Here is a 23,652-nt window from a genome sequence, read left to right on the forward strand (position 1 = left end):
GCCATGGGAAACCACCATTTGGTCAGGGGAAACAGATTGAAGCCGCACGTTATCTTGCACATGATGTCGTCTCTGGATGGCCGGATCGTTACGAAGAACTGGCCCCGCCTCTTCGACTACTCAGGAATGTACGAAGAGATCCACCGGAAGCTGAACGGTGATGCATGGATAGTCGGTCGCGTGACGATGGCCGAATTTGCGCAAGGAGACCCCCAACCCGTGGCGAGCGACGAACGCTTGCCGAGAACTACCTGGCGGGCGCCGGGTGTCGTCAAGGGGCCGTTTGCCGTAGCACTCGATGCGCACGGCAAGCTGCATCTGAATACCGGACGGGTGAATGGCGACGCTCCGGTCATGGTGTTGACCGAGCAGGTATCGGATGCCCATCTGGCCGAACTTCAGCGCGATGGCATTTCGTATCTGTTCGCGGGCACCGACGCCATCGATCTTTCTGTGGCGATGAACGTGCTCGCAACCGAGTTTGGCATTCGACGTTTGCTGCTGGAGGGAGGGGGCACCATCAACGGCGGCTTCCTGAAAGCGGATCTCATCGACGAGATGAGTCTTCTTCTGTGCCCGTTCACCGACGGTGAAACCGGCATTCAGAGTTTCATCGAATCGACAGTCAGCGTGCCGTCGACATTTTCTCTTGATGCGCTGTCTAAACTCGATCACGACGTCGTGCATCTGAAATACAAACGCAACTCGGCTGGCTGACATGTACGGTCTCCATCCGGCCATCGCCAGGCGGCTGTGGCTGGACGGACAGTCGCGCCGGGTCGTCTCTAGGCTTTGTTTTTCTTGCTGTCGAGTAAGCACGTGAGCGCTTCTTCTGCGCGGTCCGACATGGTTTGATTGACGCGTCGAGCCAGAATGGCGATGCACTCCCGGAGCTGAGCTTCTGTCAGGCCGACGTTCATCGACACACCTAAATGTGATTGCAGTTGCGAACCGACGCCCTCGAGCGCGGACAGCATGCTGATGGTTGCGATTTCCCGCGCCTGCCAGTCGAAGTTGTCGCGCAGAAAGATATCGCCAAACAGGTGTGTCTTCAGAAACTGTCCGATTGCCGGAGCAAAATCAAAGAGCGGGCCTTTGACGGGGCTGCCGACAAGCTCGGTCTGAATTCGCGTTCCAGCGTCGAGCAGCGCGTCGCCTACAGGTGCAGGCTGACTCGGCAACGGTCCGACTGTATCCTCGATGCCTCGCTCCCGTCGTGTATCGACGACTTTCATGAAGGCGCCCAACGCGTTCAGGCTACGCGGAAATCCCGCGTATGCGTACACCTGAACCAGCAGTTCCTTGATGGCATTGACGCTCAGGCCTGCATCGAGGCCGTCCTCGAGCGCGCCGTTCAAATGGTCTATTTGTCCGCACGCCGCGAACGCTGCTATGGGGATGATGGCTGTCTGCAAAGTAGACAGTTGCGCTGCCGGTATCGAATCGGAAGACATGGTGGAACGCTCCGTAAGTGTGTGCGAGGGTCGTCCGGCGGAACTTGCAATCGCGAGGCGACTTTCAACCATTGACATGGGGCACGCCGCAATTAGCGCTGCGCGGAGCATGGCTCGTCGGAAGTGGCTCGTTTTCGGGGTCATGCCTGTTCCAATGCTATAGGAATGTTCGAAGACTTTACACGCTGGCCGGAAAGCAGACTACGTGAGAAGATCGGGATGAACCAATCCATCCATGCAAAAGTAGTCAGGCGAAGCGGGAACGTCCCTGCTATATGGCGATTGTCATACTGGCGGCTTTTCTCCCGGCATTTATGTCGTTCAATTGACCGCCGGCACGCCGCAGGGCAGCGCCTTCACGTTGCCGCTGCGGATTCATATCCACGATCGACTTGTAGAGCCCGTTGACGTTGGCGGGTTGGGTCAGCGGTGACGTGGGATCGCATCCGTTTGATACGACAATGCCGATTTCGATTACCGCATCAACATCTCCGTGAAGTACACCGCGCCGGCGTTGCAAGGGCTGAAAGCCGAAGCGATGTACGCCTTCAGCAACGACACGGATTTTGCGAACAACCACATGTATAGCGCGGCCACGCAATACACCATCGGCAGCCTTACTGCGGCGGTGGCCTATTTGAAGATAAACAATCCTCGCTCGGCGAATGGCGCCGTGTCCACCGACGGCGTGTTCGCGGGTTCGTCGCAACAGGACATCAAGGCAGGATTCGCTTATGCGCTCGGTGCGACTAACGTCGAATTCGCGTATTCATCCGTGGATGTTTGCAATCCTGTATAGACCGTAGACATGGGCAACAGGTGTGTCAGGACATGGGTAACACATTTAGCTCCTTTTATCGCGTTCCTTCAAGCTGATGGTATCGATCCGTTGATGAGCGAAATACCCATCGTAACTACCGTCGATTTCGGCGCACGGCCTGAAGGCGATGTGCAGATTAGCCAATGCGCTCGAGACCTTGAAGCGTTGCGACTTGAACCGCACCTCACCGTTAGTACCCACCCGGACCACCGCGTCTGCGTTACCGTACTCGATCAGGCTCAGACGTTCCGGATACGCTCGCGGGCTCGGTCTATAGCGCGAGAACGGGGTGGCCATGTCCAGCGCCTGATGCGGTCGCTCGTGGTTGTGCACGCGGCGCCACGCATCGAAGGCCTGCTGAGCACTCTTCAAACTCCTGAAGTGTTGGCCTCGGCCGTAATCAAGCCGTGCCGATGCAGGATGCGCGTGACCGTACTTGTCGAAGGCACCTGAACACAACCCAGATCGCTCATGCGACGGGCAATCTTGGCTGCACCCCAAGCGGGTTGCTTCTCACGCATCTCGACCACCCTCGCTTCAAGGTCCGTAGCAGTACGCGTGGGGCTATGAACGGGACGTCGGGGCCGGTCGGCCAACTCGGCGTCGCGCTGCTCGGCACGCCTGATCCACTTATAACCGGTCTTCGGACTGATGCCATATTGACGACACAAGGCGCGCCGGTTGGCGCCTTCTTGCATGGCAAACTTCACGAATTCAAGCCGCAATTCCATGGTGTTTTTGCTATCCCAAGACATGATCGACTCCGGACGAACGATTCGTCCGGAGTGTTATCCATGTCCTGGAACAGGTGTTACCCATGTCCCCGGTCTATACACAATCCGAAATGCAACGCCTCAATAGGACAGAACTGAGGGTGCTGGCGGATCGAGTCTACTGCAGCGGGCTTTCGATCCACCAGCGTGGCGATGAATAGACGCCGGCCTTCGAAAGCAGTTCTTTCAAGTAGCCGAGCGATTGAAATATTGTTGACTGATTGGATGACATTGGCTGGCTAAATTTCGCTTGACATAAACTTAAGTGAACATGGAGACCATTAGATTTATTTACCGACCATCGCTGGTTATGGTAATAATTTTAACGCTCCGGCCTTTTGCGCGATTTGCGGGAGAGCGAAGTAGATCAGGCCGGCGGCAGCGTGCTGACTGTCTGTGATATCGAAATCTTGGCGTAGCGGTGAAGATATCGATGCGTCGATGCAATGTCTTCTGCGATTATGTTCATGGGTTCGCTTTGAGGGAAACACGATGCGACGCGGAACCTTCATCGCACGCATCGTTTGTATCTAAAGCGAGCTGGACTTGATTCTTGGAAGATACGCTAGCTCATCAGCGAGAACCTCGCTCTGCTGCGCCGTGTTATTCAATGGCTGTCTCGCACTTGCAGTTGCCAAGCGCTTTTCCCCATCTGAATTGCCGAGAAGTCTTTCCGATTCCTGGATTGAAAGCGTTGCTTGGATCGAGCGCTTCGTAGAACTCTTTCAGCGACGGTTTCGCTTCATAGAGGTGCCCGACATTGTGTTCGGCGGGGTATTCGGCTCCACGCGCTGCGAGTAGGCCGAGGATATCGTCCTTGATGGCATCGCAGTCCCGCCCTTTCTTGACCAGATACTCCTGATGGAGCACATGGCAAAAGAAGTGGCCGCAATACATCGCAAACTCGATGTTTTCCGTTATATGTGGCGGTAGTTGCTCAAACCACTCGGTCGCATTGCGGGGCAGAGCGATGTCGAGCGCGACGATATCTTCGACCGTGCGCGGATGCACCGCCCGATAACGCACCATCGCACCCCCGATGGCGAAGCGGTTGAGAAACGCGGCCTTGCCTTCTTCGGGCCTACATTCGAAGTAGCCACCCTGCGGCGTCGGAAAACGCGATTCGAGGTACGTCCGCGCTTCCTGGATGCCGTCGCTCCCCATCTTCAGAAGCAGATGATGCTCGTAACGGTCGCGAAACTCGATCAGTCTGCGTGGCAGATGCTCGGGCAAGACGCGGCTGAGTGCTTGCAACAACCGGTCGCTCACGGCACTCCCTAGACCTGCCTTCTCGGTCATGCCATCGAAGCGACTTTTCGCTTTGAAAGCATGCGGCACCTTGTCCGTGCCGAACGCACGGATATACATGTACATGTCTTTGCCGTAGCGGCGGCTGATATCGAACGCCCCGCGATGCATGTACTCGCCCGCGATCGGCAAGTTGCGAAATCCGCTCAGCACGTCGCGGCGCAGCGTTTCGAGTTCGGCCGGATCGTTGCTGCCGATATAGAACACCTGCGTGTTTTCATCCGCCGCAAAGGTGTCGAGCCGCAACGCAAACACCGGAAGATGTCCGGCCGAGCCGGACGCTTCGTAGAGACGGCGCGGGTCCGCATTGAAGCGTGCGGGCGTCGGCGCGTCGATGTCTCGCACGTGGCTGCTGTATTCGTGATCGGAGGCGAGCAGAGCGCTTGCCGGAATGTCTTCGGGCAATTCCCCTGCATCCAGACGGCCGAGAATGGCTTCCGCGGAATCGCCCAGATCGATACCGAGATGATTGATGAGCTTCAGTTCTCCGTCCGCCGTCACGCGCGCGTGAATCGACAGTTGCGTAAAGGCAGGGCCGCGACGAATCAGCGAACCGCCGGAATTGTTGCAGATGCCGCCCGTCACCGAGGCACCGATGCAACTGGAGCCGATGACCGAATGCGGTTCGCGTCCAAGCGGTTGCAGGCGCTTTTCGAGCTGGTCGAGCGTGACGCCCGGTTGACAGATCACCTGTTCACCATTGCGGATCACATCGAGGCGGCGCAGGCGCATGGTGTTGAGCACGACGACCGACCGGTCGTAACCATCCGAAGCCGGCGTCGAGCCACCTGTCAGGCCGGTGTTGGCCGCCTGACAGATGACGATGACTTTCGCTCGATGGCAGGCCTGCAGCGCGCGCCACATCTCCACGAGCGTGCCGGGCTGCACGGCGGCCAGAATCTCTCCTTCTCCATAGCGATATCCCTGCCGGAAGCGCCGGGTCTCGGTTGTGCCCGTGAAGACGAAGTTGCTACCGACGATGTCGCCAAGTGACAGAATGAGTTCGTGCATGGGTCGAGAGTGCTCATTGTGTGAGACGGCGCTCCGCGCAGCGCCCGTGCAGGAAACGCGGTTCCCAGACCGGCATTCGGGATCAGATGACCGTTTCCTGTCTTCCTTCGGCTCGCACCGCGGCCGGTGCGTCCCCAGAAATGATGGGATGACGCACGAAGAAATGATAAGCGATCGCGCCGAGCGCGGAGACGATGGCCGATGTGAAAAACACAGGCGTGAACGAGTGCGTGGCGTCGATGATGAGGCCCGCAACCAGCGGCGACAGCGTGGCCCCGAGAAAACCGCCGAAGTTCTGCACCGCCCCTGCCGATGCAACCGTCGAATACGTCGTCACTTCCGCAGGAAGCGACCACGCGTGAGCCACCACCGCGCCATTGAATCCGAGCGCGAACGCCATCAGCACGACGGCGACCGTAAGCCCTGCCGACTGGCCGAACACGGCGTTTAGGGGAAGCAGCGCCAGCACGACAGCCTGCAACAGCAGCGCGGCGACGATCGTCGCTTTCTTGGCCCTGAGCGGCGTCCACCCCGGCAAGCCAGCCAGTTTCCCCGACACAAGTCCGCTGGCGATATCGCCGAGAATCGCGCCTACCCACGGCACGCTCGCTGCAAATCCGAGCGACGAAAATTTGACGCCGAACTGTTTGATGATGAACATCGGGATGAAGACGAGGAAGATCTGATAGACCCACAGATTGCAGAAGAAGCCGGCCATCATTCCCCACATGCTCTGACGCCTGAACATGGCGCTCCAGGGCACGCGTGCTGTTTCTGAGCCGACCTGCGCATCGCCATCCTGGGCAATGTAGGCGCGCTCCTGCGCCGTCAGGCGCTTGTTCTTGTCGATGTCCCTGTAAAGCACGAGAAAAACCAGCGCAACGATCACTCCGGCCGCGCCCGCGCCCAGATACATGACGCGCCAGCCGAACTCGGCGACGATAAAGACCAGCGCGAACGTGAAGAACGCGGGGCCCACCTTCAGCGCCGCATCCCAGCTGGCGTTGGCGATACCCTGATCCTTCCGGGGGAACCATTGCGTGACGATCTTGTTTGTCGAAGGCAAGGAGGGCGACTCGGCGACACCCAGCCACGCCCGCGCGAACAGGAACGCCCCGAGCGTGTGCGCGGTGTCCATGGCCGCGGTGGCGGCGCTCCATACGATGATCGACAGGCCGAGTAATTTACGCGGCCCGAAGCGATCGACAAACCATCCGGACGGTAGCTGCCCGAATGCGTAGAAAAGCGAGAAAGCACTGCCCAGCAAGCCGATGTCGGTAGCCGTCAAGCCGAGCTCCGACTGCATGGCGGGTGCGGCGATCGAAAGCGTCAATCTGTCGATGTTGTTCACCAGCGCAATCAGGCACAAGAGGCCAAGGACGATCCATCGCTGCTTTCCTGCGGGTTTCAATAGCGATGTCGCGCTCTTGTCGTTCTTCAAATTCAGCATGAGAAGGTATCCGAAACTTTTTATCCTGGCGAGTGGATACGGGTCCGCTTCGCCGGAATGCGATGGCGGCGGAGCGTTTCACTCAAAGCGAATGGTTGAAGCCAAATTGAATGACTGCGACGTCCAGCCTTCTGGAGCGCGCTAAGGTGTCGCTTGTTTCACGTCATCGAGGCGCGCTTCGAGCAAACGCTTGAGGCAGATGACATGCGCCAGTCCAAAGGACGTCTGGTCGATCTGGGGTTGGTGGCGCCGGGCAAGGTAATCCGACGCGATCTGATAAGCCATTGCGCGTTCGCGCAGTAATGCGTCGAGCGCGGCGATCAGCGTTGAGACTTCGCCGGATTTCACTTCCAGTTGCATGGTCGGATCGTCGATCGCCTCGGGAGGCGGGATCGCGATTACAGTTCGTGCCTTCGAGCTTCGCATGTCGCTTCGGTCCAAATGGTCAATGGCGGGCCACGGCGCCGAACGAATCGAGCCTGACAATCGACTTTCCGGAGACCGAGCGCTGCCGCAACGCATCGAGTTGCCGGGGCAGGTCGGCGAAGTCGCCCACGATCGTCGCTTCCGCGCTAAAACGCCTATCCGCGATGAGCCCGAGAATGCGCTCGCCCGCTTCGACGAGACGCCGCCAGTCGGCATCGCTTCCGTACCGGTGCAGCGCGCCTAGCGCCACTTCATGAAGCGAGGGCGTGCGATCGAACGGCGCGCATGGCCAGTGTTCAACGCGCCCCTGGATGCAGACGAGATGTCCGTTCGCGGCGAGTGCGGGTGACAAACGTTCGGCGTGCTGCGCGCCAACCGTATCGGCGATCGCGAAGAACTCGCCCGAGTGTGTCCGGGCCCAGGTGGCGTGCGCGTCGAGCGGACCTTCGTGGCAAGCGCTCGCGCCGAGTTCACGCAAGCGATCCCAGTGCCGCGGATGACACATGACACTCACATCGAATCCCTGCATGACCGCAAGCTGCGTCGCATAGAGACCAACTGCGCCGCCCGCGCCGCTGATCAGCATGCGAGAACCCGAGCGCGTGGGGAGTTTGTCGAGCGCCATCCATGCGGTCAGCGCGGGACACGGCACGCTCGCGGCTGTGCCGAAATCGACCACGGGCGGGACAGCAAGCAACGCGCGCGCATCGACAGGGGTGTACTCCGCGAAACTGCCCGGTTTCCCGAGACTCGTGTGATAGGCCACACGCGTGCCCAGCCATTCGCGCGATAGGTCCGCACCCACCGCCACCACTTCCCCCGCGCCGTCGACGCCGGGAACCTTGCCCGGACGCCAGTCCACCAGTTCGCCGCCCAGCACCTTCCAGTCGACCGGGTTCAGACCAATCGCGACGTTGCGCACGAGCACTTCACCACGCGCGAGCGGCGAGGCATCGACGGTGCGCAACGCGAGTTTCAGCGGATCGGCGTCGCCGGTCCAGGTCCACGCTTGCCAGGTGCGGGGAACCGCATCTTCGGATTGCATTCGAATTCTCGTGAATGACTATTGAGGGGAGACGTCCGGCTTCGCAGCGTCGTTCGCCGGCCGATTCACTGTGCCTTCTTCGTGAATGAGGCTGAAGGCGATGCCTGCAAAGCCGTCTGCGAAAAGCGCGTTCAGCACATCGTCGGCGGGCGGAACGTGACGCGAATGAGGCGTCTCGTATCCGGTGTGGAACAGGAAGTTCATGGTGAAGTCTCCTTGAATGGATGGCTGGATCGTTCCAGCTCGTCTGTGTCGATGCTTCAGTCCTGAACGGCGGCAGCCGACAGGCGGTATGAAATGGTGCGCGGCAGCGCGGCGGTGAACGTGGCGCCGATACGTCCTGCAAGCGCATGACCGGGCGGCGGACTCACAACACGTCCCAGATCAAAGAAACCGTTGACCGGTTCGACGCCGAGCGCAAAGTTCTTGCCCGACCACGGAGCGTAGTCCCGGCCCCCGTTGCTGATCCAGAGCACGGCATCGGGGAAATCGGCGGTATTCCAGTCGAGTCTGACTTCCGCGCGGTCGGCGGGATAGCGGAGCACGAACGGCGGCTCGCAGGCTTCGAGCTGAACGAGTTCCTCGGTGACGACGGGCAAGGGCAGGTGCGAGACATCGAACGATCCGTCCTTCGTTTCGAGCGCGGTATGTGACGCAAACGTCCTGTTCGTGACGATTCGCGAGTAGTTTGGCTCGATGGCAACCGGATAGGTATGGACCGCACGATACGAACAGGCGAGGACCTCCACGCCTTGCTCCGGAACGGCAAAGGTCGGATGAAGCGCAAAGGGCAGTGTGATGTCGCGGCGAACGCGAACCGTCAGCGACACCGTGAGCGACGCCTCATCCGGGCTCGCTTCGATCACGCGGGCGAGGCTTTGCACTGCGTGATCCTCCGGATAATCGATGTGCAACGCGATACGATGCGGCGTCTGTTCCACGCACTGCCACATGTGGTTCGAACTGAAACCGTGGCGCCATTCGTCATCCGCCTGCCGCGTCTCGAAGCCAGGCGGAAGATCGGGCGGGACGTCGATCGTCCCGAACGGAAGACACGGCCACTCACCCCGAAGGGCACGCATGAGCCCGGGCCACGCCGGATCGTCGCCCCACGGCGCGACGTGAAGCGGCGAGACGCTGCGGCCCGCGCCGAGATCGAAGCGCACGGGCGCGAGCATGCCGCCCATAGCCTGGACAGTTGCTTGGCCGTGGTCCCACTTCAATGTCCAGCGTTCGTTGTTCTGCATCGTGCAGTCCTTCAGGTTGTGGTCCAATGGCGCGTGTCAGGTGCCGACGCGAATGGCTGTCTTGTCGAAGAAAGCCTGATCCAGATCGAAGCCGAGGCCCGGCCGGTCTGGCACGTCGAGCCATCCGCCGTTCTGTTCGAGCGGCTGTTCGACGAGCGCCGTTCTGAACGGATGCGACGACGTGTCGTATTCGAACAGCGGCTGATCGGCATAGAGCGAGTAATGCGTATCGGGCGTGGCGGCAATCATGTGCATTGACGCATATTGTCCGATGGCGGTGCCCCACACGTGCGGATTCACCTTCACACCGTTGACTTGCGCAAGCGTGTTGATGTGCCGGAGCGCCGTGAAGCCGCCAGCGAGACAGATATCGGGCTGCGCGATATCAACTGCGCCAGCCGTGAACAGGTCATTAAAGCCGTACATCGAGAATTCGGCTTCTCCGCCCGCCACCGGCGTGTCGATGGCATCGCGCACGCGCCGGTATCCAGCGAGGTCTTCCGGCACGACCGGCTCTTCGATCCAGCGCAACCTGAAGCTGTCGAGCGCGCGCCCGAGGCGGATCGCTTCGTTCGCGCCATAAGCATGATTGACGTCGATCATGAGTTGCGTTGCGGGGTCTAGCGCGTCACGAATGGCGTGCATGACCGCGATATCGTCGTCGATGCCGAAGCCAAGCTTCACTTTCATCATCGAGAAACCTGCTACCTGATGACGTTTCGCCTCTTCGGCCATTTCGGCGGCCTGCCCTTGTCCTTCCGGGCGGAAAAAGCCGGTCGCGTAGCATTGCACGCGCTTGCGGAACGCACCGCCCAACAATTGCCAGACGGGTTGCTTCAATGCCTTGCCGGCGATGTCCCACAGCGCGATATCGACCGCGCTGATCGCGCCGATCACCACACCCTTGCGGCCATAGTCGCGCGTGCGGAGATACATCGTATTCCAAAGCAATTCGGTATCGAGCGGGTTTTTGCCGAGCAACAGCGGCTTGAGCGCGCTGTCCACCACGGTCGCCGCGATCTCCGGCGGCTGCAAGCCTACGCTGAACGTCTCGCCCCATCCTTCGATGCCGTCTGAGGTACGAATACGCACCACGGTTGTCGAGCGGCCGGTGACCCATCCCTGGGAATAGGCGAACGGCTTGTCCAGTTTCGTCTTGAGCACGAACGTGTCAACACTTTCGATCTTCACAGTTTTCTCCCGGAAAAGTGGACCTTGCGGCTCAGATGCGGCCGAACTTGTCGAGCAGATCCTGGAACGTCTTGCCTTCCAGAATCATTTCGCGCATGCGCGCTTCGTTATCGGCGATGGTGCGTGCGCGCTCGTACACCGCGCTCAGGTCCGCGTGCGGCACGACGGCCACGCCGATCTCGTCGGCGACGACCAGATCGCCCGGATTCACGATCACGCCGCCGCAGGAAATGGGCACGTTGATGCTGATCGGCTCGCGGCGTCCGCTGATCGCGGTGTGCGCCTGACGCGGCCCGGCCACTTTCGCGGAGACCGGAAAATCGAGGAACTTCGCTTCGTCGGTGTCGCGGCAACTGCCGTCGATGACCGCGCCCACGACGCCCGCGTTGCGCGCGAGTCCCGTCATCAGGCCGCCCCAGATGGACGTTTCGGTCTCGCCGAACGCATCGATCACGATCACATCGCCCGGCTTCGCGACAGTGAACACGTCGAGGCAATCGACGATATCGCCGGCCGTCAGTTGCACCGTCAGCGCCGTGCCGATGATCTTGCGGTCCGCGCCCTTCGGCTTGATGTCATGACGCATGGTGCCGTTGCGTTGCAGCGCATCGGACACGACGCAGGACAGCGACATGACATCGGCCATGGCGACGAAACGCGCGACCAGATCGCGGTTGACTACGGGACTCTTGTTGATGGTCGTGCTCATGAATGCAACTCCTAAAAGAATTAATAGCTTCCGGCTACAGGGTTGAGCGGCTTTTCGCCGAGCAGCACGGCACGCACGTTTTCGGCGGCCACGCGGCGCGCCTCGTGCAGCGCGTCCTGCGAGATATAGGCCACATGCGGCGTGACGATGCAGTTTTCCAGCGCGAAAAGCGGGTTGTCGGACGGCTTCCAGTCGCTTTGTTTCGCCGGTTCTTCTTCGGTGTCGTCGAGCGCGGCGGCAGCGAGTTGTCCGCTCACGAGCGCGTCGTACAAGGCGCGGTTATCGACCACCTTGCCGCGCGCGCAGTTGACGAGCAGCGAACCGCGCTTCATGGATGCGATTGCCTTTGCATCGATCAGGTGATGCGTGTCCGGCGTGTACGGGCACATCACGTCGATCAGGTCCGCCTGCGGCAGCATTTCGTCGAGCGTGACCTTCCTGACACCGTGCGAGGCCATTAGGCTGGCGGAGACGAACGGATCGCAGGCGAGGACCTCGAAGCCGAAGACATTGAGCTTGCGCGCCATGTTCTGCGCGATGCGGCCGAAACCGATCATGCCGAACACACTCCCGCGCATGCGCGGAATAGGGCGGTTCCAGGTGTTCCAGTGCCATTCGCCGCGCCGCGTCGATGCCGCATAGGTCGGGATCGAGCGGAAGATCGTCAGCGCCATGCTGATCGAATGATCGGCGACTTCCTCGATGCAATAGTCGGGCACGTTCGTCACCACGATGCCCGCCTCGCGCGCCGCGCCGACATCCAGGATATCGACGCCGATGCCATAGCGCGCGATGACCTTGCACTTCTTGAGCGCGCGGATGGTTTCGGCGGGAATCTTCGCGTATTGCTGCATGAGCGCGTCGGCGTCGCCGGCGAGTTCGGCCAGTCCTTCGCCGGTGCGCGATTGCAGGCCGATCACCTGCGCGCCGATCGGTTCGAGAATCGCTCGTTCGATCGCGAGATCGGGATAGTCGTAATCGGTGACATACACTTTGAACACGGGATTTCCTTGTCTTCTGATCATCAAAAATTATTTCGCAATGCGTATCGGTTCATGGCGGTCAACGCGGCGACCACCATCGCCGGTGTGACCGGATACGGCTCGTTATGAATGATTTCTCCGCTGCGGCATGCACGCTCGGCAACGAGGGCGAGCGCTTCGGCGTCGTCCACGTCGATATCGAGATCGGCGAGACGTGTCGGCAGATCGATATCGCTGCATAGCTGGAATACTTCGCGACGCTCGCTGTCCGGCACCGTCGACAGAAAGAGCGAGGCCAGCACGCCAATGGCGACCTTTTCCCCGTGCAGGAAAGCGTGCGTTTGCGGCAATTCGGCCAGCCCGTGATGAATGGCATGCGCGGCGGCGACACCGCCCGATTCGAAGCCGATGCCGGACAGAAGCACGGTGGCCTCCAGCGCGGCATCGAAATCGGGCGTGACGATGTTGGCGCGGCAGTCGTCCACGGCCTGAACCGCGTGGGCGAACAGCGTGTCGCGGCACAGCTTCGCGGCTTCCATCGCGAAGGCGGTCGCGCGTCCACCGCACAGGTTCGACGCCTGCGCGCGCTGACAGGCGCGGGCCTCGTACCACGTCGACAAGGCGTCGCCGATACCCGCGATGAAGAAGCGCACCGGCGCGCTCACCACGATCTGCGAGTCCACCAGCACGAGATCGGGATTGCGCCGCACGAAGCGATCGCGAATCACGCGGCCTTCTTCGTCGTAGATGACCGACAGCGCGGAGCAGGGCGCATCGGATGCGGCAATCGTCGGCACGCACACGAAGGGCAGACGCAGATCGTCCGCGGCCGCGCGGCCGGTGTCGACCACCTTGCCGCCGCCGAGCGACATCACCATCTGTGCGCCGGTGCCGCGTATCCATGCGGCGGCTTCGGCAATCGAGCGTTCCGTGCAGGCCGCGTGAACGTTGCGCGCATGCAGTTTCACGTGATGGGCGCGCGCGAACAGCGGTTCGAGGATGGCCTTGACGTTGGCATCCACGAGACACGCCGCCGACGAACCGAAGCGGGCCAGTTCGTCGTCGAGTGCGAGCAGCGCGCCCGCGCCCTGCACATAACGCGAAGGAAAGACGCTTGTTCTCAGCATGACGGGCTCCTCATGATCGCGTGGCGGGCGTTGGCTCGATCAACCGACGACATATCCGCCATCGACGGCAAGCGTCGCGCCGGTGACATATCGCGATGCAGGCGTGGACAGAAAGACGGCCGCGCCGACGAGATCGTCGGCTTCGCCCCAGCGCTTGAGCGCGGTGCGGCGGGCGATCTGCGACGCGGCGGGTTCGGCGCTCCACAGGCCGTGTGTCATGGCGGTACGGTGATAACCCGGCGCAATTGCGTTGACCCGCACGCCATCGCGACCATACCGATGCGCCAGCGCGCGCGTCAGTCCGAGAATGCCGCTCTTGCTCGCGCAGTACGCGGGCACTTCCTCGTCGGCGAGATAGCTGAGCATCGACGCGATATTGATGATGGTTCCGCGCGAACGCGTCAGCAGCGGCAGCATCGCGCTCGACAGACGCATGGCGCTGATCAGATTGATGTCCAACACGTTGAGAAACGTGGCGTCGTCGTATTCCTGACCGGGCCGCGAAATGCCTTGTGAATTCACCAGAATGTCGAGGCTTTCGAAGCGTTTGGTGAACGATGTCACCGCGTCGGGCGAGGTCACATCGAGGCAGTCGAATTCGAGCCGGTCTGCCGGTGCGTTGCGCCTGAGTTGCGCGATCTTTTCGACCGAACTGCCCGTGGCCATGACGCGCGCGCCGAGGCCGGCGAACCCTCTGGCGATCTCCAGGCCGATGCCGCTCGTCCCGCCCGATACCAGCGCGGTCTTGCCCGCGAGCACATCGGGTGCGAAGCAGGAAAGTATGTCGTTCATGTTGCGTTCATGATTAGGTATCCTGATCCGAGCCGGGAGACACGATTCGTGTCTCGGCCGCCGATCTTCAGAGCGCGTGCATCAAGGCCGGATCGGGGATGCCGCTGGCCCGGTCCTCACGCGCGCCCGGCAGCGTTTCGCCCATCATCAGCGACACCCCGCGATCCGCGACGGCATATGTCGTCGCGACCGTGTTTCCGCTGATGATGGTCGGCCACGACGAGGTATCGAACACGCGCAGTCCGCTCACGCCACGCACGCTCAGATCCTGACGCAGGACGGCCATCGGATCGTGGTCCGCGCCCATGCGCGCAGTGCCGGCCGGGTGATAGACGGTCTTCACGGTGCGCCGGCAATGCTCGGCGAGCGCTTCGTCCGTGACAGCGGAACGCGCGGCGAGCGCGCGCTCGTCCGGCAGCACGATTCGCTCGACCATGCCCGCGAGCGGCGCGGCGCGCATGATCTGTTCGGCGCGGCGCAAGCCTTCGATCGACAACCGCAAGTCGTCCGGATGATGCAGATAGTTCGGATAGACGATGGGCGTCGCGTCCGGATCGGCCGTTTGCAACGAGATTCGGCCACGACTCTTCGGACGCATCACGCAACTGTTGAGCGTGAAGCCGTACGTGGCGCGCGTCGATGTCACGTCCGGGTCGAGATACACGGTCGGCAGACAGAACACCTGAATGGATGGCGCGCCCGATGCATCGTCGGGATTGAAGAACGCGCCGGCTTCCACCGCGTTGGAGGCGACCGGGCCATTGTGGAAGGCGAGATATTGCAGGCCGTTGCGAATCTGGTTCCAGCCGCGATCCTGTCCGAAGTAGCCGTAACGGCCATTGCAAAACGCCACGACCGGCACTTCATGATGATCCTGAAGATTCTCGCCGACGCCGGGCAGATCGACCTTCACCGGAATGCCGAGCCGCGACAACTCGCTCGCCGCGCCGATACCCGAGAGCATCAGCAGCTTGGGTGTCACCAGCGCGCCAGCGGTCAGGATCACCTGATCGCCTTCGATCTTTTCGATGCGCGAGCCGGTCTGTACTTCGATGCCCTTCACCGCGTTTCCTTCGATGAGGATGCGCGTCACGCGTGTGTCCGTGCGAATCTCCAGACGCGGATCGTTCATGACCGGCGCGAGAAACGCATCGACACCGCTGCAACGGCGGCCGCGAAACGTGGTCGTCTGATAGAAGCCCGTGCCCATTTGCGTGCCGCTGTTGAAGTCGGGGTTGTAGGGCAGGCCGGTCTGTTGCGCCGCGAGCACGAAGGCGCGCGAGACATCGCTCAGATTCGCGCCATCGGAAACCTTGAGCGGTCCGTCCACACCGTGCGCGGCGTTGTTGAAGGTGGAGTTTCCTTCGAGCCGCATGAAATGTGGGAGCAGGCTTTGGTACCGCCACGATTCGTCGCCGGTGATCGACGCCCAGTCGTCGTAGTCGCGCTGCTGGCCGCGAATATAGACCATCGCGTTGACCGAGCTTCCGCCGCCGAGCACGCGGCCCTGGGGAATCGACGGCTGACGTCCGTTCAGATGCGAGTGCTCCGCGCTCCGATGAAACGTCATGTAATCGCGGTTCGTCAGCAGTTTGACGAAACCGGCGGGCATGTGGATGAGCGGATTGCGATCGCGCGCGCCGGCCTCGACCAGCAGCACGCGCGCGCCGTGATCGCGCACGAGGCGGCCGGCGGTCAGACATCCGGCCGCGCCTGCGCCTATCACGATGAAATCGTAGCGTGTCGTTGCATTAGCCATGAATGAAACCTTGGAATTCCTGTCCTGTGCGCCGCGTCCGAACACGGCGCCCGATTCTGCGAGTTGCGATGCGCTTCAACGGCGCGTTTGCCGCGCCAAGCCGGCGAGAATCGCCGCGCCCGCGATGGCCAGACCCTGCACGATCAGCTTGCCGGATTCGCCCGCGCCATATGCGTTGAGCACGTTGAAAAGCAGCGTGAGCGCGAAGGCCGCCGCGCACGGACCGATCAGGCCGCCGCGTCCGCCGCCGAAGGTGATGCCGCCGAGAATCACGCCGGCGATCGAATTCATCACGACATCGGCGCCCACGCTGGTGGTGCTCACGCCCACGTAGCCCGACAGCAACAGCCCGCCGCCCGCGGCCAGCACGCCCGCCGCGACGTGCGCCGCGATGAACACGCCTTCGACCGGCAAGCCCGAGAGCGAAGCCGCCACCGGATTGCTGCCGACCGCCTTGAGCAGACGCCCGAACACCATGAAGCGCAGCGGAATCGCGAGCAGCAGAAGCACGCCCAGCCAGATGACCGTGGCGATCGGCACCACGCCGAGCTTGGCGCTGCCGAGCGTCTGCACAGCATCGGGCACCGAACCCGGACTGCTGCCGGAACTGAGGAACAGCACGATGCCGGTGAGGATGGAGGCCATCGCCAGCGTCGCGATCACGGCGCTCGCCCGGAACTGCGTGATGAGCAGGCCGTTCACGAGGCCAATCACCGCGCCCACCGCGAGCGCGCCGAGAATCAGCACGGGCGCGGACATCTCGTTGAGCGGCGCGGACGTGATCACGTAGTTCGTGAGGACGAAGACGCCGCCCACGGACAGATCGATCGAGCGGCAGCGCATCACGATCATCTGCGCGGCGACCGCCAGACCGAGCGGCGCCGCCTGCCGTGCGATGACCATCTGAAACGGCAACTGCAACAGCACGGGACGAAAGAACACGCAGAACAGCAGGAGCGCGGCGAGCACGAAGACCGACGGCGGCACCGTGACGACGAGCTGGCGAAAGTTGAAGCGTGGTGCTGCACGCAGCGTCAACTTTCCGGTTTCGGAAACAGGTTGAACTGGCATGGGATTAGATTCCGATTTCTTTACGACGACGCAGGCACACGGCAAACAGCAGCAACGCGCCGTTGACCACGGACAGCAGGAAGGGGTTGATCTGCACGATGTTCATCCCGTTGCCGACGATACTCAGCAGGAGCGCGCCGAACGCCGTGCCCAGCGGTCCGCCGATGCCGCCGCTCAATTGCGTGCCGCCCAGCGCGACCGCGGCCACCGAGTCGAGCCCGTAGGACGCGCCGACCCACGGATCGCCTGACGAAATGCGCCCGGCCAGAAAGATGCCGGCGACCGCCGCGAACAGGGCGCAGATGACATAGGCCGAAATGGTCGTGCGCGTGACCGAGACGCCCGCGAGCGCCGCGTTGTCCGCGCCGCCACCGACGGAGTAGATGTGCAGACCCAGACGCGAGCGATGCAGCAGCGTCCACGCGACATACACTGCGAGCAGAACCCACAGCAGCGCGATGGGCACGCCCATGACCGAGCTGCCGACGGCGGCGGGAATCATCGGCCAGACGCTGCCGCCGGGCGATGGCTGCACGAGCAGCACGATGCCTTGCAGGATCGTCCCGGTGGAGAGCGTCATGATGATCGGATGCACGCGAAAGCGCGTCACGCCGATGCCGTTCAGCACGCCCACCAGCGCCGCGCTCACGATGGTCAGCAGGATCGCGAGCGCGGGCGAACCCGTCGTCGCGAGAATGCAGGTCGACAGACTCATGACCACGCCCACCGAGAGATCGAGTCCGCCGGTCAGGATCGGCAAGGTCTGCCCGAGCGCGACCACCATCAGCGGCGTGGCCTGGACGATCAGGTTGCCGAGGTTTTGCGGCGTGCGGAAACTGGCGAAGGACACGGCCAGCGCCGCCACCGCGACCAGCAGCAGCACACCGGACACGTACTGGCCACCGGTCCGGTCCGCGCGCAGCGAAATCAGACGGTTGATCATGCGAGTGCTCCCACTTCGGGTTCGGGATGCGAGACTGCGGCCTGAAGAATGTCTTCCTCGGTCGCGTCTTTCGCATTGATTTCCTTGACGATGCGATGACCGGACACCACGAGCACGCGGTCCGCGAGTCCGATCACCTCGGGCAGTTCGCGCGACGTGAACAGGACCGCACCACCGCGCTCGCAGAACGTGCGCAGCGCGCCGTAGATTTCCACCTTCGCGCCGACATCGACGCCGCGCGTCGGCTCCTCGATGAGCAGCACGTCGGCATCGATGGCAATCCAGCGGCCGAGCATCACTTTTTGCTGATTGCCGCCGGACAGGTTCACGACCGCTTGCGCTGTGCTGGCCGCGCGAATCCGCAACTCATCGGACAGCTTCTTGATGAGCGCGGTGAGCGGACGCGCGAGCGCCCACGGTTGCTTGCGCTGATGCACGCCGAGCGTGAGGTTGTCGCGGATCGGCAGGTCGAGATACAGCCCTTCGCCCTTGCGGTCTTCGGGCATGAACGCGAGACCTTTGGCCAGCGCGCGGCGCGCGCCCGAGCGCGGCCGGAACGTGATGCCCGTGCCCGAGCGGCGTTTCAGTTCCAGCGTGCCGGTGCAGCCCTTGACGACGCCCGCGAGCGCGCGCACGAGATCGCGCTGGCCCTGGCCTTCGAGACCGCCGAGCGCGACGATCTCGCCGCGTCGCACATTGAAGTTCACGCCGGGACGGCCCGGTGCGGTGCTGAGATCCGTGACCTTCAATGCCGTGCCGTTGTGATATTCGGCGCGCGGCGGATACAGATGTTCGACGTCACGTCCCACCATCAGGGACAACAGCCGGTCGGGATTCAGATCGGCGGTCGGATACGAGCCCACGAGCTTGCCGTCCTTGAGCACGGTCGCCGTGTCGCACAGATCGAAAATCTCGCGCATGCGGTGCGAGATGTAGAAGACGCACTTGCTCTGATCGCGCAGCTTCAACAGCAACGTTTCGATACGTTCGACATCCTTCGTGTTGAGCGCGGCGGTAGGCTCATCGAAGATGAACACATCCGCGTTGACCGCCAGGCCCTTCGCGATTTCGACCGATTGCTGCTCGGCCACGGTCAGCGAACTCACGAGACGGCGCGGGTCGATCTGCAGGCCGATGTAGCCGAGCGCGGCGCGCGCCTCTTCCTGCATGCGCCGGCGATCGACGCTGACCATGCCGCGTTTCGGCTCGCGGCCGAGGAACATCGTCTCGGCCACCGTGAGATTGCCGACCAGCGAGAATTCCTGAAACACGGTCGAAATCCCCGCGTTCAGCGCGTCGAGCGGCGACGTGAATCGCACCGGCTCGCCGCGCAGGAACACCTGGCCCTCGGTCGGCGTGACCACACCGGCGATGATTTTCATCAGCGTCGATTTGCCCGCGCCGTTCTCACCCGTGACGGCGTGAATCGATCCCGCCTTGCCGGTGATGCCGACATCCACGAGCGAAGACACACCGTCGTACAGCTTGGTGATGTGACTCGCAGCTACTAACGTATCCATGACGTCTGACTCCCGCCGACTACTTGTTGCCGTAGTATTTCTTCAGGTCCGCTTCCGAGAGCGAACTCGGTGCCCAGTAGTTGTCGTTCAGGTCGGCACGGAAGAATTGCGAGAAATTCTCTTTGGTGATCGGCGCCGGGCGCAGCACATAACGCTTGTGCAGCGATTCGCCGTTGAGCAGCGAGACGGCCGCGCGAATGCCTGCCGCGCCCTGTTCGGACGGGAACACGGCGGCCATCGCGTTCGCGCCGCTGTCCTTCCATGCGCGCATGAAGCCGTTGTTGCCTTCGCCGGTGATGGGCGGAACCGGCTTGCCGAATTCCTTGAACACTTCGATGCACGCGCGGCTCATGTCGCCGCCCGAGGACCAGATGCCGTCCGGATTCGGGTTGCTCAACATGAGCGATTCGCAGACCTGCTTGCCCTTGTTGTAGGACCAGTCGCCGTATTGCTCGGAGGCGATCTTGATGTTCGAACCGGCGAGCGCCTTGCGCAGGCCGTCGTAACGCATGGTGTCGGCGGCGATGCCGGCCTGACCGCGCAGCACCCAGATATTGCCCTTGCCGTGCAGCGTGTCGACGAGGAACTTGCCGCCGACCTGACCGAAGTAGAGCGATTCGCCCTGAATCTCGGTGGTGTAGGCATCGGTATCGACTTCGGTCGAATGCACGATCACCGGGATGCCGGCCGCGACCGCCTTCTTGATGACCGGTGTCAGCGCCGTGTACGACACCGGTGCGATGATGATGGCATCGACCTTTTGCGCGATCATGTCTTCGATGTCGGCGATCTGCTTCGCAGGCTTGGAGTTGGCGTCGGCGAAGACGACCTTGGAGATTTCCTTGTGCTTGGCGGCTTCGGCGTCCGTCTCGTGAACCATCTGCGTCATCCACGTGTTGCCGAAACCCCAGATGCTGAAGCCGATCTTCCACGGCGCCGGCTTCTTGTACTGATTCGGCGCGGTCATGGGGTTGTCGCCCTCGCGCACGATCGCGCCTTGCATCGGGATGGGCTCGGCCGCATGGCTGACGACGCCGGCCAGAGCGAGCGCGGTGGCGACGAGGGTGCGAATGAAAAGGGCCTTACGTTGCTTCATGTTGGGTTGTCTCCGGGGTTGAATTACGTTTTCGCGTTGCTTGGCAGCGCTCGTTGTGTAGTGTAATATTTCACATGTTAGATGTTGATGTCAACAACATCTGCGACTTCGAGTCGCAAATGGATGAGAGGAGCAGCACTTATGACTCGCGGATTCACGCCGATTCAGCACACGCATCTGACCGATCAGGTCTATGACGCGGTGCGCGCCCGCATACTCAGCCGGGCCATCAAGATCGATGAACAGATCAACGTGGATGAAGTCGCATCGGAGTTGCAAGTCAGCCGCACGCCCGTGATCGACGCCATCAAGCGGCTGGCGTCGGACGGACTCGTGGAGGTGAGGGCGCGGCGGGGCACCTTCGTCAAGGGCATTACCGAGCAGGACGCGGTCGAGATCTTTCAGGTGCGCGAAGCCCTCGAACTCTATTCGGCGCGCTTCGTGATCCACAGTCCGGAGAATCCGCAGGTGACGAAGAAGATGCGGGCGCTGATCGACGAGATGAGCGGCTTCATGTCGGACAGCGAGTTCAAGGATTACCTGGCGTTTTCGCTGGCGGACAGCGCGTTCCACAACACGCTGATCGATGCCTGCAACAACCAGCGCATGAAGCTCAGTTACGAGAACCTGAACATCTACATGCACATCATGCGCAGCCACTACTACCGGCCGCTGGTGCCGCCCAAGCGCGTGCATGCCGAACATCTCGCGATTCTCAAAGCGGTCGTGTCGAAAGACGACGCGGCGGCGGAACGGGCGATCTGCCAGCACCTCGCTTCGACGCGCGAAAAGATGATCGGCAATATCCGCAACAGCGGCGGCGTGCTTTAGCGCCTTGGTGCTTTATTGCTTTAGTGATTCCGTGCCGCGATTCGAGCGCCATTTCGATACATCAAGGAGACAGATGTGAATCAAGACCAGAGCACGCAAGCCATGCTCGTCGTCGGCACCTACACGGTGTCCATGCCGCATGTCGATGGCCGAGGCAAAGGCATCTATGTGCTGGGCTTCGACACGAAGGCCGGCACGCTGCGCAAGATCGCGGTCGAAGCGGCGGTGAATCCGTCGTACGTGGCGCTGTCGGCGGATCGCCGGCGTCTGTATGCGGTGCGCGAAGTCGATGCGAAGGACGGTCCGGGCCTGAGCACGTATGCATTCGATCCGGCCGATGGCTCGCTCGACCTGCTTCACGATCTGGCGACGCCGGGCGGATGGCCGTGTCACGTATCGGTCGATAGCGAACTCTCGCTGCTGCTGCTTTCCAACTATGCGACGGGCGAAGTGCTGGCCTACGCGCTCGATGAAAACGGTGTGCCGGGCGGCACGCCCACGGTGCTCGCGCGCACCGGCAGCGGTCCGAGCGCCGCGCGTCAGGACGGCCCGCACGCGCATTGCGCGCTCGTCGGTCCGGGACGGCGGCATGTGTATCTGTCGGATCTGGGCGTCGACAAGGTCGTGCGGCATCGTCTGGACGGCGCGAACGGCAAGATCGACGAAACCGCCGATCTGGCGCTGACGGCGGCGCCCGGTGCGGGGCCGCGTCATCTGGTGTTCAGCAAGTCGGGCTCGCATCTGCTCGTCAACTATGAACTGACCTCGACGGTTCGCCTGTACGCGCTCGGCGAACCGGACGTCAAACTCGTCAGCCATATTTCGACGCTCCCGGCCGCGTTCGATGGCGAGAGCGCGACGGGCGGCATGCGCCTGCATCCGTCGGGCAAGTTCGTTTATGTCGGCAATCGCGGCCACGACTCCGTGTTCGCCGCGCGTGTCGACGAAGCCGCGGGCACGCTTACGCCAATCGGAACATGGGCCGTCGGCGGCCGGACGCCGCGCGATATCCGGGTGTCGCCCGATGGCCGCTTTTTGCTGGCCGCATCGCAGGACGATGGCTTCATCCGCGTGTTTTCGATCGACGCGGAAACCGGCGCGTTGACGGATACCGGCTACACGCATGCGATTCCTTCGGCAGTCTGCATCGAGTTCATTTAAGGAGAACGGCATCATGAGTCATTCCCTCCCTCGCCGCGTGATGGTCACGGGCGCCGGTGGCAATCTGGGCCAGAAGGTGGTCGAAGCATTGGCGCGCACGGACTGGTGCGAAAAGGTGATCGGCATCGATCGCAGCGGCAACTATGCGAAGTTCTCCGATGTCGCGCGCGAACGCCTTCGGCTGGTGCCGGGCGACCTGACCCGGCGCGCAGGTGAATGGACCCAGGCGATGGAAGAAGTGGATGCCGTGATTCACTTCGCCGCATTGAATCCGGTGCCCGATTCGTCATGGCTCGACTCGCTCGCGTCCTACGACATGACGTCGAACCTGTTGCTGGAATGCGTGCGCGCGGGCGTCGGACGCTTCGTCTTCGCGTCGTCGAATCACACGATGGGCGCGTACAAGGACATGCCGCTCGCGGCGAAGATGGGACCGGCCCTGCTGACCACCGACATCGACACCGCGCCCGGCACGAAATGGCACGACGGCACGCGCGAACTGCATTCGCTTCCGTACGGCACGGCCAAGGTCATGGGCGAGAAGCTCTGCGCATCGGTGGCGGAACTGGCGCAAGGCAAGCTGAGCGCCGTGTCCGTGCGCGTGGGCTGGGCGCTCACCGGAGACAACAACGCGCGCGACATCACGCACTCGGGGTCGCCCGCGTCCACCTCCGACACGACCGAACTCGACGACGAAGCGCGTCGCACGCTGCGTTGGTTCCGCAATATGTGGCTGTCGAACCGCGACCTCGATCAGTTGTTCATTCGCTCGGTGCTGGCGTCGAGCGAAGCGTGGCCGTCGCAGGCTATCGTCGTGAACGGCGTGTCGAACAACAAGGACATGGACTGGGATCTGAGCGGAGCCATCGAGTATCTCGGCTATCGTCCCGAGGACGATGTCTACGAACACGTCGAAAGGACGTGACGGGATCGCG

At 62.1% G+C, this 23,652-nt stretch carries 22 protein-coding genes and 1 pseudogene; 5 read left to right on the forward strand and 18 right to left on the reverse strand.

Annotated features, from left to right (window positions below):
* Nucleotides 1-3 precede the first annotated feature (3 nt).
* Nucleotides 4-717, forward strand: a complete 714-nt coding sequence (locus NCR98_RS22800; RefSeq protein ID WP_284503922.1) for a dihydrofolate reductase family protein — start codon at nucleotides 4-6, stop codon at nucleotides 715-717.
* A gap of 68 nt (nucleotides 718-785) precedes the next feature.
* On the opposite strand, the gene NCR98_RS22805 is transcribed toward NCR98_RS22800, so the two are convergent.
* Nucleotides 786-1,454, reverse strand: coding sequence for a carboxymuconolactone decarboxylase family protein (locus NCR98_RS22805; protein ID WP_250527397.1), 669 nt, complete (start codon nucleotides 1,452-1,454; stop codon nucleotides 786-788).
* A gap of 493 nt (nucleotides 1,455-1,947) precedes the next feature.
* Here NCR98_RS22805 and NCR98_RS22810 point away from each other — a divergent pair, with 493 nt between their 5' ends.
* Nucleotides 1,948-2,253, forward strand: a complete 306-nt coding sequence (locus NCR98_RS22810; RefSeq protein ID WP_250527398.1) for a porin — start codon at nucleotides 1,948-1,950, stop codon at nucleotides 2,251-2,253.
* A 45-nt stretch (nucleotides 2,254-2,298) separates the two neighbouring features.
* Here NCR98_RS22810 and NCR98_RS22815 read toward each other — a convergent pair.
* From NCR98_RS22815 to NCR98_RS22895, 17 genes and pseudogenes are all read right to left on the reverse strand, one after another.
* A pseudogene (locus NCR98_RS22815) lies at nucleotides 2,299-3,029 on the reverse strand (helix-turn-helix domain-containing protein).
* 621 nt (nucleotides 3,030-3,650) lie between these two features.
* Nucleotides 3,651-5,366 (reverse strand): D-lactate dehydrogenase, encoded by a 1,716-nt coding sequence (dld, locus tag NCR98_RS22820; protein WP_250527399.1) that lies wholly within the window; start codon nucleotides 5,364-5,366, stop codon nucleotides 3,651-3,653.
* An 82-nt stretch (nucleotides 5,367-5,448) separates the two neighbouring features.
* On the reverse strand, nucleotides 5,449-6,816 hold the full coding sequence (locus tag NCR98_RS22825; protein WP_250527400.1) for an MFS transporter: 1,368 nt from the start codon (nucleotides 6,814-6,816) through the stop codon (nucleotides 5,449-5,451).
* Between the two features lie 141 nt (nucleotides 6,817-6,957).
* Nucleotides 6,958-7,176, reverse strand: a complete 219-nt coding sequence (locus NCR98_RS22830) for a hypothetical protein (RefSeq protein WP_250527401.1) — start codon at nucleotides 7,174-7,176, stop codon at nucleotides 6,958-6,960.
* Between the two features lie 85 nt (nucleotides 7,177-7,261).
* On the reverse strand, nucleotides 7,262-8,287 hold the full coding sequence (locus NCR98_RS22835; RefSeq protein WP_250527402.1) for a zinc-binding dehydrogenase: 1,026 nt from the start codon (nucleotides 8,285-8,287) through the stop codon (nucleotides 7,262-7,264).
* 18 nt (nucleotides 8,288-8,305) lie between these two features.
* Entirely contained in the window at nucleotides 8,306-8,491 is a 186-nt protein-coding gene (locus NCR98_RS22840) for a hypothetical protein (protein ID WP_250527403.1), read from the reverse strand.
* Nucleotides 8,492-8,547: 56 nt separating this feature from the next.
* Nucleotides 8,548-9,534: an aldose epimerase family protein gene (locus NCR98_RS22845; RefSeq protein ID WP_250527404.1), complete on the reverse strand. Its 987-nt coding sequence runs from the start codon at nucleotides 9,532-9,534 to the stop codon at nucleotides 8,548-8,550.
* 36 nt (nucleotides 9,535-9,570) lie between these two features.
* Complete coding sequence (locus NCR98_RS33515) at nucleotides 9,571-10,725, reverse strand: mandelate racemase/muconate lactonizing enzyme family protein (RefSeq protein ID WP_250527405.1); 1,155 nt, start codon at nucleotides 10,723-10,725, stop codon at nucleotides 9,571-9,573.
* A gap of 31 nt (nucleotides 10,726-10,756) precedes the next feature.
* Nucleotides 10,757-11,434, reverse strand: a complete 678-nt coding sequence (locus NCR98_RS22855) for an RraA family protein (RefSeq protein WP_250527406.1) — start codon at nucleotides 11,432-11,434, stop codon at nucleotides 10,757-10,759.
* 20 nt (nucleotides 11,435-11,454) lie between these two features.
* Nucleotides 11,455-12,435 carry a C-terminal binding protein gene (locus tag NCR98_RS22860; RefSeq protein ID WP_250527407.1) on the reverse strand — a complete coding sequence of 327 codons (981 nt, stop codon included), beginning with the start codon at nucleotides 12,433-12,435 and terminating at the stop codon, nucleotides 11,455-11,457.
* Between the two features lie 23 nt (nucleotides 12,436-12,458).
* The gene (locus tag NCR98_RS22865; protein WP_250527408.1) at nucleotides 12,459-13,544 is read right to left on the reverse strand and encodes a glycerol dehydrogenase; all 1,086 of its coding nucleotides are present in this window, start codon (nucleotides 13,542-13,544) and stop codon (nucleotides 12,459-12,461) included.
* Between the two features lie 39 nt (nucleotides 13,545-13,583).
* A complete protein-coding gene (locus tag NCR98_RS22870) occupies nucleotides 13,584-14,336 on the reverse strand; it encodes an SDR family NAD(P)-dependent oxidoreductase (RefSeq protein ID WP_250527409.1) in 753 nt (250 codons plus the stop codon).
* A gap of 67 nt (nucleotides 14,337-14,403) precedes the next feature.
* Nucleotides 14,404-16,095: a GMC family oxidoreductase gene (locus NCR98_RS22875; protein ID WP_250527410.1), complete on the reverse strand. Its 1,692-nt coding sequence runs from the start codon at nucleotides 16,093-16,095 to the stop codon at nucleotides 14,404-14,406.
* Between the two features lie 75 nt (nucleotides 16,096-16,170).
* Complete coding sequence (locus NCR98_RS22880; RefSeq protein ID WP_250527411.1) at nucleotides 16,171-17,166, reverse strand: ABC transporter permease; 996 nt, start codon at nucleotides 17,164-17,166, stop codon at nucleotides 16,171-16,173.
* A 4-nt stretch (nucleotides 17,167-17,170) separates the two neighbouring features.
* The gene (locus NCR98_RS22885) at nucleotides 17,171-18,109 is read right to left on the reverse strand and encodes an ABC transporter permease (RefSeq protein ID WP_250527412.1); all 939 of its coding nucleotides are present in this window, start codon (nucleotides 18,107-18,109) and stop codon (nucleotides 17,171-17,173) included.
* The gene (locus NCR98_RS22890; RefSeq protein WP_250527413.1) at nucleotides 18,106-19,629 is read right to left on the reverse strand and encodes a sugar ABC transporter ATP-binding protein; all 1,524 of its coding nucleotides are present in this window, start codon (nucleotides 19,627-19,629) and stop codon (nucleotides 18,106-18,108) included. Before NCR98_RS22890 ends, NCR98_RS22885 begins: the two co-directional genes overlap by 4 nt.
* A 19-nt stretch (nucleotides 19,630-19,648) precedes the next feature.
* Nucleotides 19,649-20,725, reverse strand: a complete 1,077-nt coding sequence (locus NCR98_RS22895) for an ABC transporter substrate-binding protein (protein ID WP_250527414.1) — start codon at nucleotides 20,723-20,725, stop codon at nucleotides 19,649-19,651.
* Between the two features lie 141 nt (nucleotides 20,726-20,866).
* On the opposite strand from NCR98_RS22895, the gene NCR98_RS22900 reads away from it, so the two are divergent.
* The 3 genes from NCR98_RS22900 to NCR98_RS22910 all read left to right on the forward strand — a co-directional run bounded on the left by NCR98_RS22900 (nucleotide 20,867) and on the right by NCR98_RS22910 (nucleotide 23,642).
* Nucleotides 20,867-21,556, forward strand: coding sequence for a GntR family transcriptional regulator (locus NCR98_RS22900; protein WP_250527415.1), 690 nt, complete (start codon nucleotides 20,867-20,869; stop codon nucleotides 21,554-21,556).
* Nucleotides 21,557-21,631: 75 nt separating this feature from the next.
* Complete coding sequence (locus NCR98_RS22905; protein WP_250527416.1) at nucleotides 21,632-22,717, forward strand: lactonase family protein; 1,086 nt, start codon at nucleotides 21,632-21,634, stop codon at nucleotides 22,715-22,717.
* Between the two features lie 13 nt (nucleotides 22,718-22,730).
* Nucleotides 22,731-23,642 (forward strand): NAD-dependent epimerase/dehydratase family protein, encoded by a 912-nt coding sequence (locus NCR98_RS22910; protein WP_250527417.1) that lies wholly within the window; start codon nucleotides 22,731-22,733, stop codon nucleotides 23,640-23,642.
* The last annotated feature ends 10 nt before the right edge of the window (nucleotides 23,643-23,652 follow it).

Source organism: Caballeronia sp. GAWG2-1, from assembly GCF_023631405.1.
Lineage (GTDB): Bacteria > Pseudomonadota > Gammaproteobacteria > Burkholderiales > Burkholderiaceae > Caballeronia.

Bases quoted from the DNA above. Each gene is read 5' to 3' on its own strand.
- NCR98_RS22840 (WP_250527403.1), bottom strand. From the start codon at position 8,491: ATGAACTTCCTGTTCCACACCGGATACGAGACGCCTCATTCGCGTCAC.
- NCR98_RS22910 (WP_250527417.1), top strand. From the start codon at position 22,731: ATGAGTCATTCCCTCCCTCGCCGCGTGATGGTCACGGGCGCCGGTGGC.
- NCR98_RS22845 (WP_250527404.1), bottom strand. From the start codon at position 9,534: ATGCAGAACAACGAACGCTGGACATTGAAGTGGGACCACGGCCAAGCA.
- NCR98_RS22880 (WP_250527411.1), bottom strand. From the start codon at position 17,166: ATGCCAGTTCAACCTGTTTCCGAAACCGGAAAGTTGACGCTGCGTGCA.
- NCR98_RS22855 (WP_250527406.1), bottom strand. From the start codon at position 11,434: ATGAGCACGACCATCAACAAGAGTCCCGTAGTCAACCGCGATCTGGTC.
- NCR98_RS22830 (WP_250527401.1), bottom strand. From the start codon at position 7,176: ATGCAACTGGAAGTGAAATCCGGCGAAGTCTCAACGCTGATCGCCGCG.
- NCR98_RS22865 (WP_250527408.1), bottom strand. From the start codon at position 13,544: ATGCTGAGAACAAGCGTCTTTCCTTCGCGTTATGTGCAGGGCGCGGGC.
- NCR98_RS22805 (WP_250527397.1), bottom strand. From the start codon at position 1,454: ATGTCTTCCGATTCGATACCGGCAGCGCAACTGTCTACTTTGCAGACA.
- NCR98_RS22825 (WP_250527400.1), bottom strand. From the start codon at position 6,816: ATGCTGAATTTGAAGAACGACAAGAGCGCGACATCGCTATTGAAACCC.
- NCR98_RS22885 (WP_250527412.1), bottom strand. From the start codon at position 18,109: ATGATCAACCGTCTGATTTCGCTGCGCGCGGACCGGACCGGTGGCCAG.
- NCR98_RS22875 (WP_250527410.1), bottom strand. From the start codon at position 16,095: ATGGCTAATGCAACGACACGCTACGATTTCATCGTGATAGGCGCAGGC.
- NCR98_RS22890 (WP_250527413.1), bottom strand. From the start codon at position 19,629: ATGGATACGTTAGTAGCTGCGAGTCACATCACCAAGCTGTACGACGGT.
- NCR98_RS22835 (WP_250527402.1), bottom strand. From the start codon at position 8,287: ATGCAATCCGAAGATGCGGTTCCCCGCACCTGGCAAGCGTGGACCTGG.
- NCR98_RS22900 (WP_250527415.1), top strand. From the start codon at position 20,867: ATGACTCGCGGATTCACGCCGATTCAGCACACGCATCTGACCGATCAG.
- NCR98_RS22895 (WP_250527414.1), bottom strand. From the start codon at position 20,725: ATGAAGCAACGTAAGGCCCTTTTCATTCGCACCCTCGTCGCCACCGCG.
- NCR98_RS22870 (WP_250527409.1), bottom strand. From the start codon at position 14,336: ATGAACGACATACTTTCCTGCTTCGCACCCGATGTGCTCGCGGGCAAG.
- NCR98_RS22800 (WP_284503922.1), top strand. From the start codon at position 4: ATGGGAAACCACCATTTGGTCAGGGGAAACAGATTGAAGCCGCACGTT.
- dld (WP_250527399.1), bottom strand. From the start codon at position 5,366: ATGCACGAACTCATTCTGTCACTTGGCGACATCGTCGGTAGCAACTTC.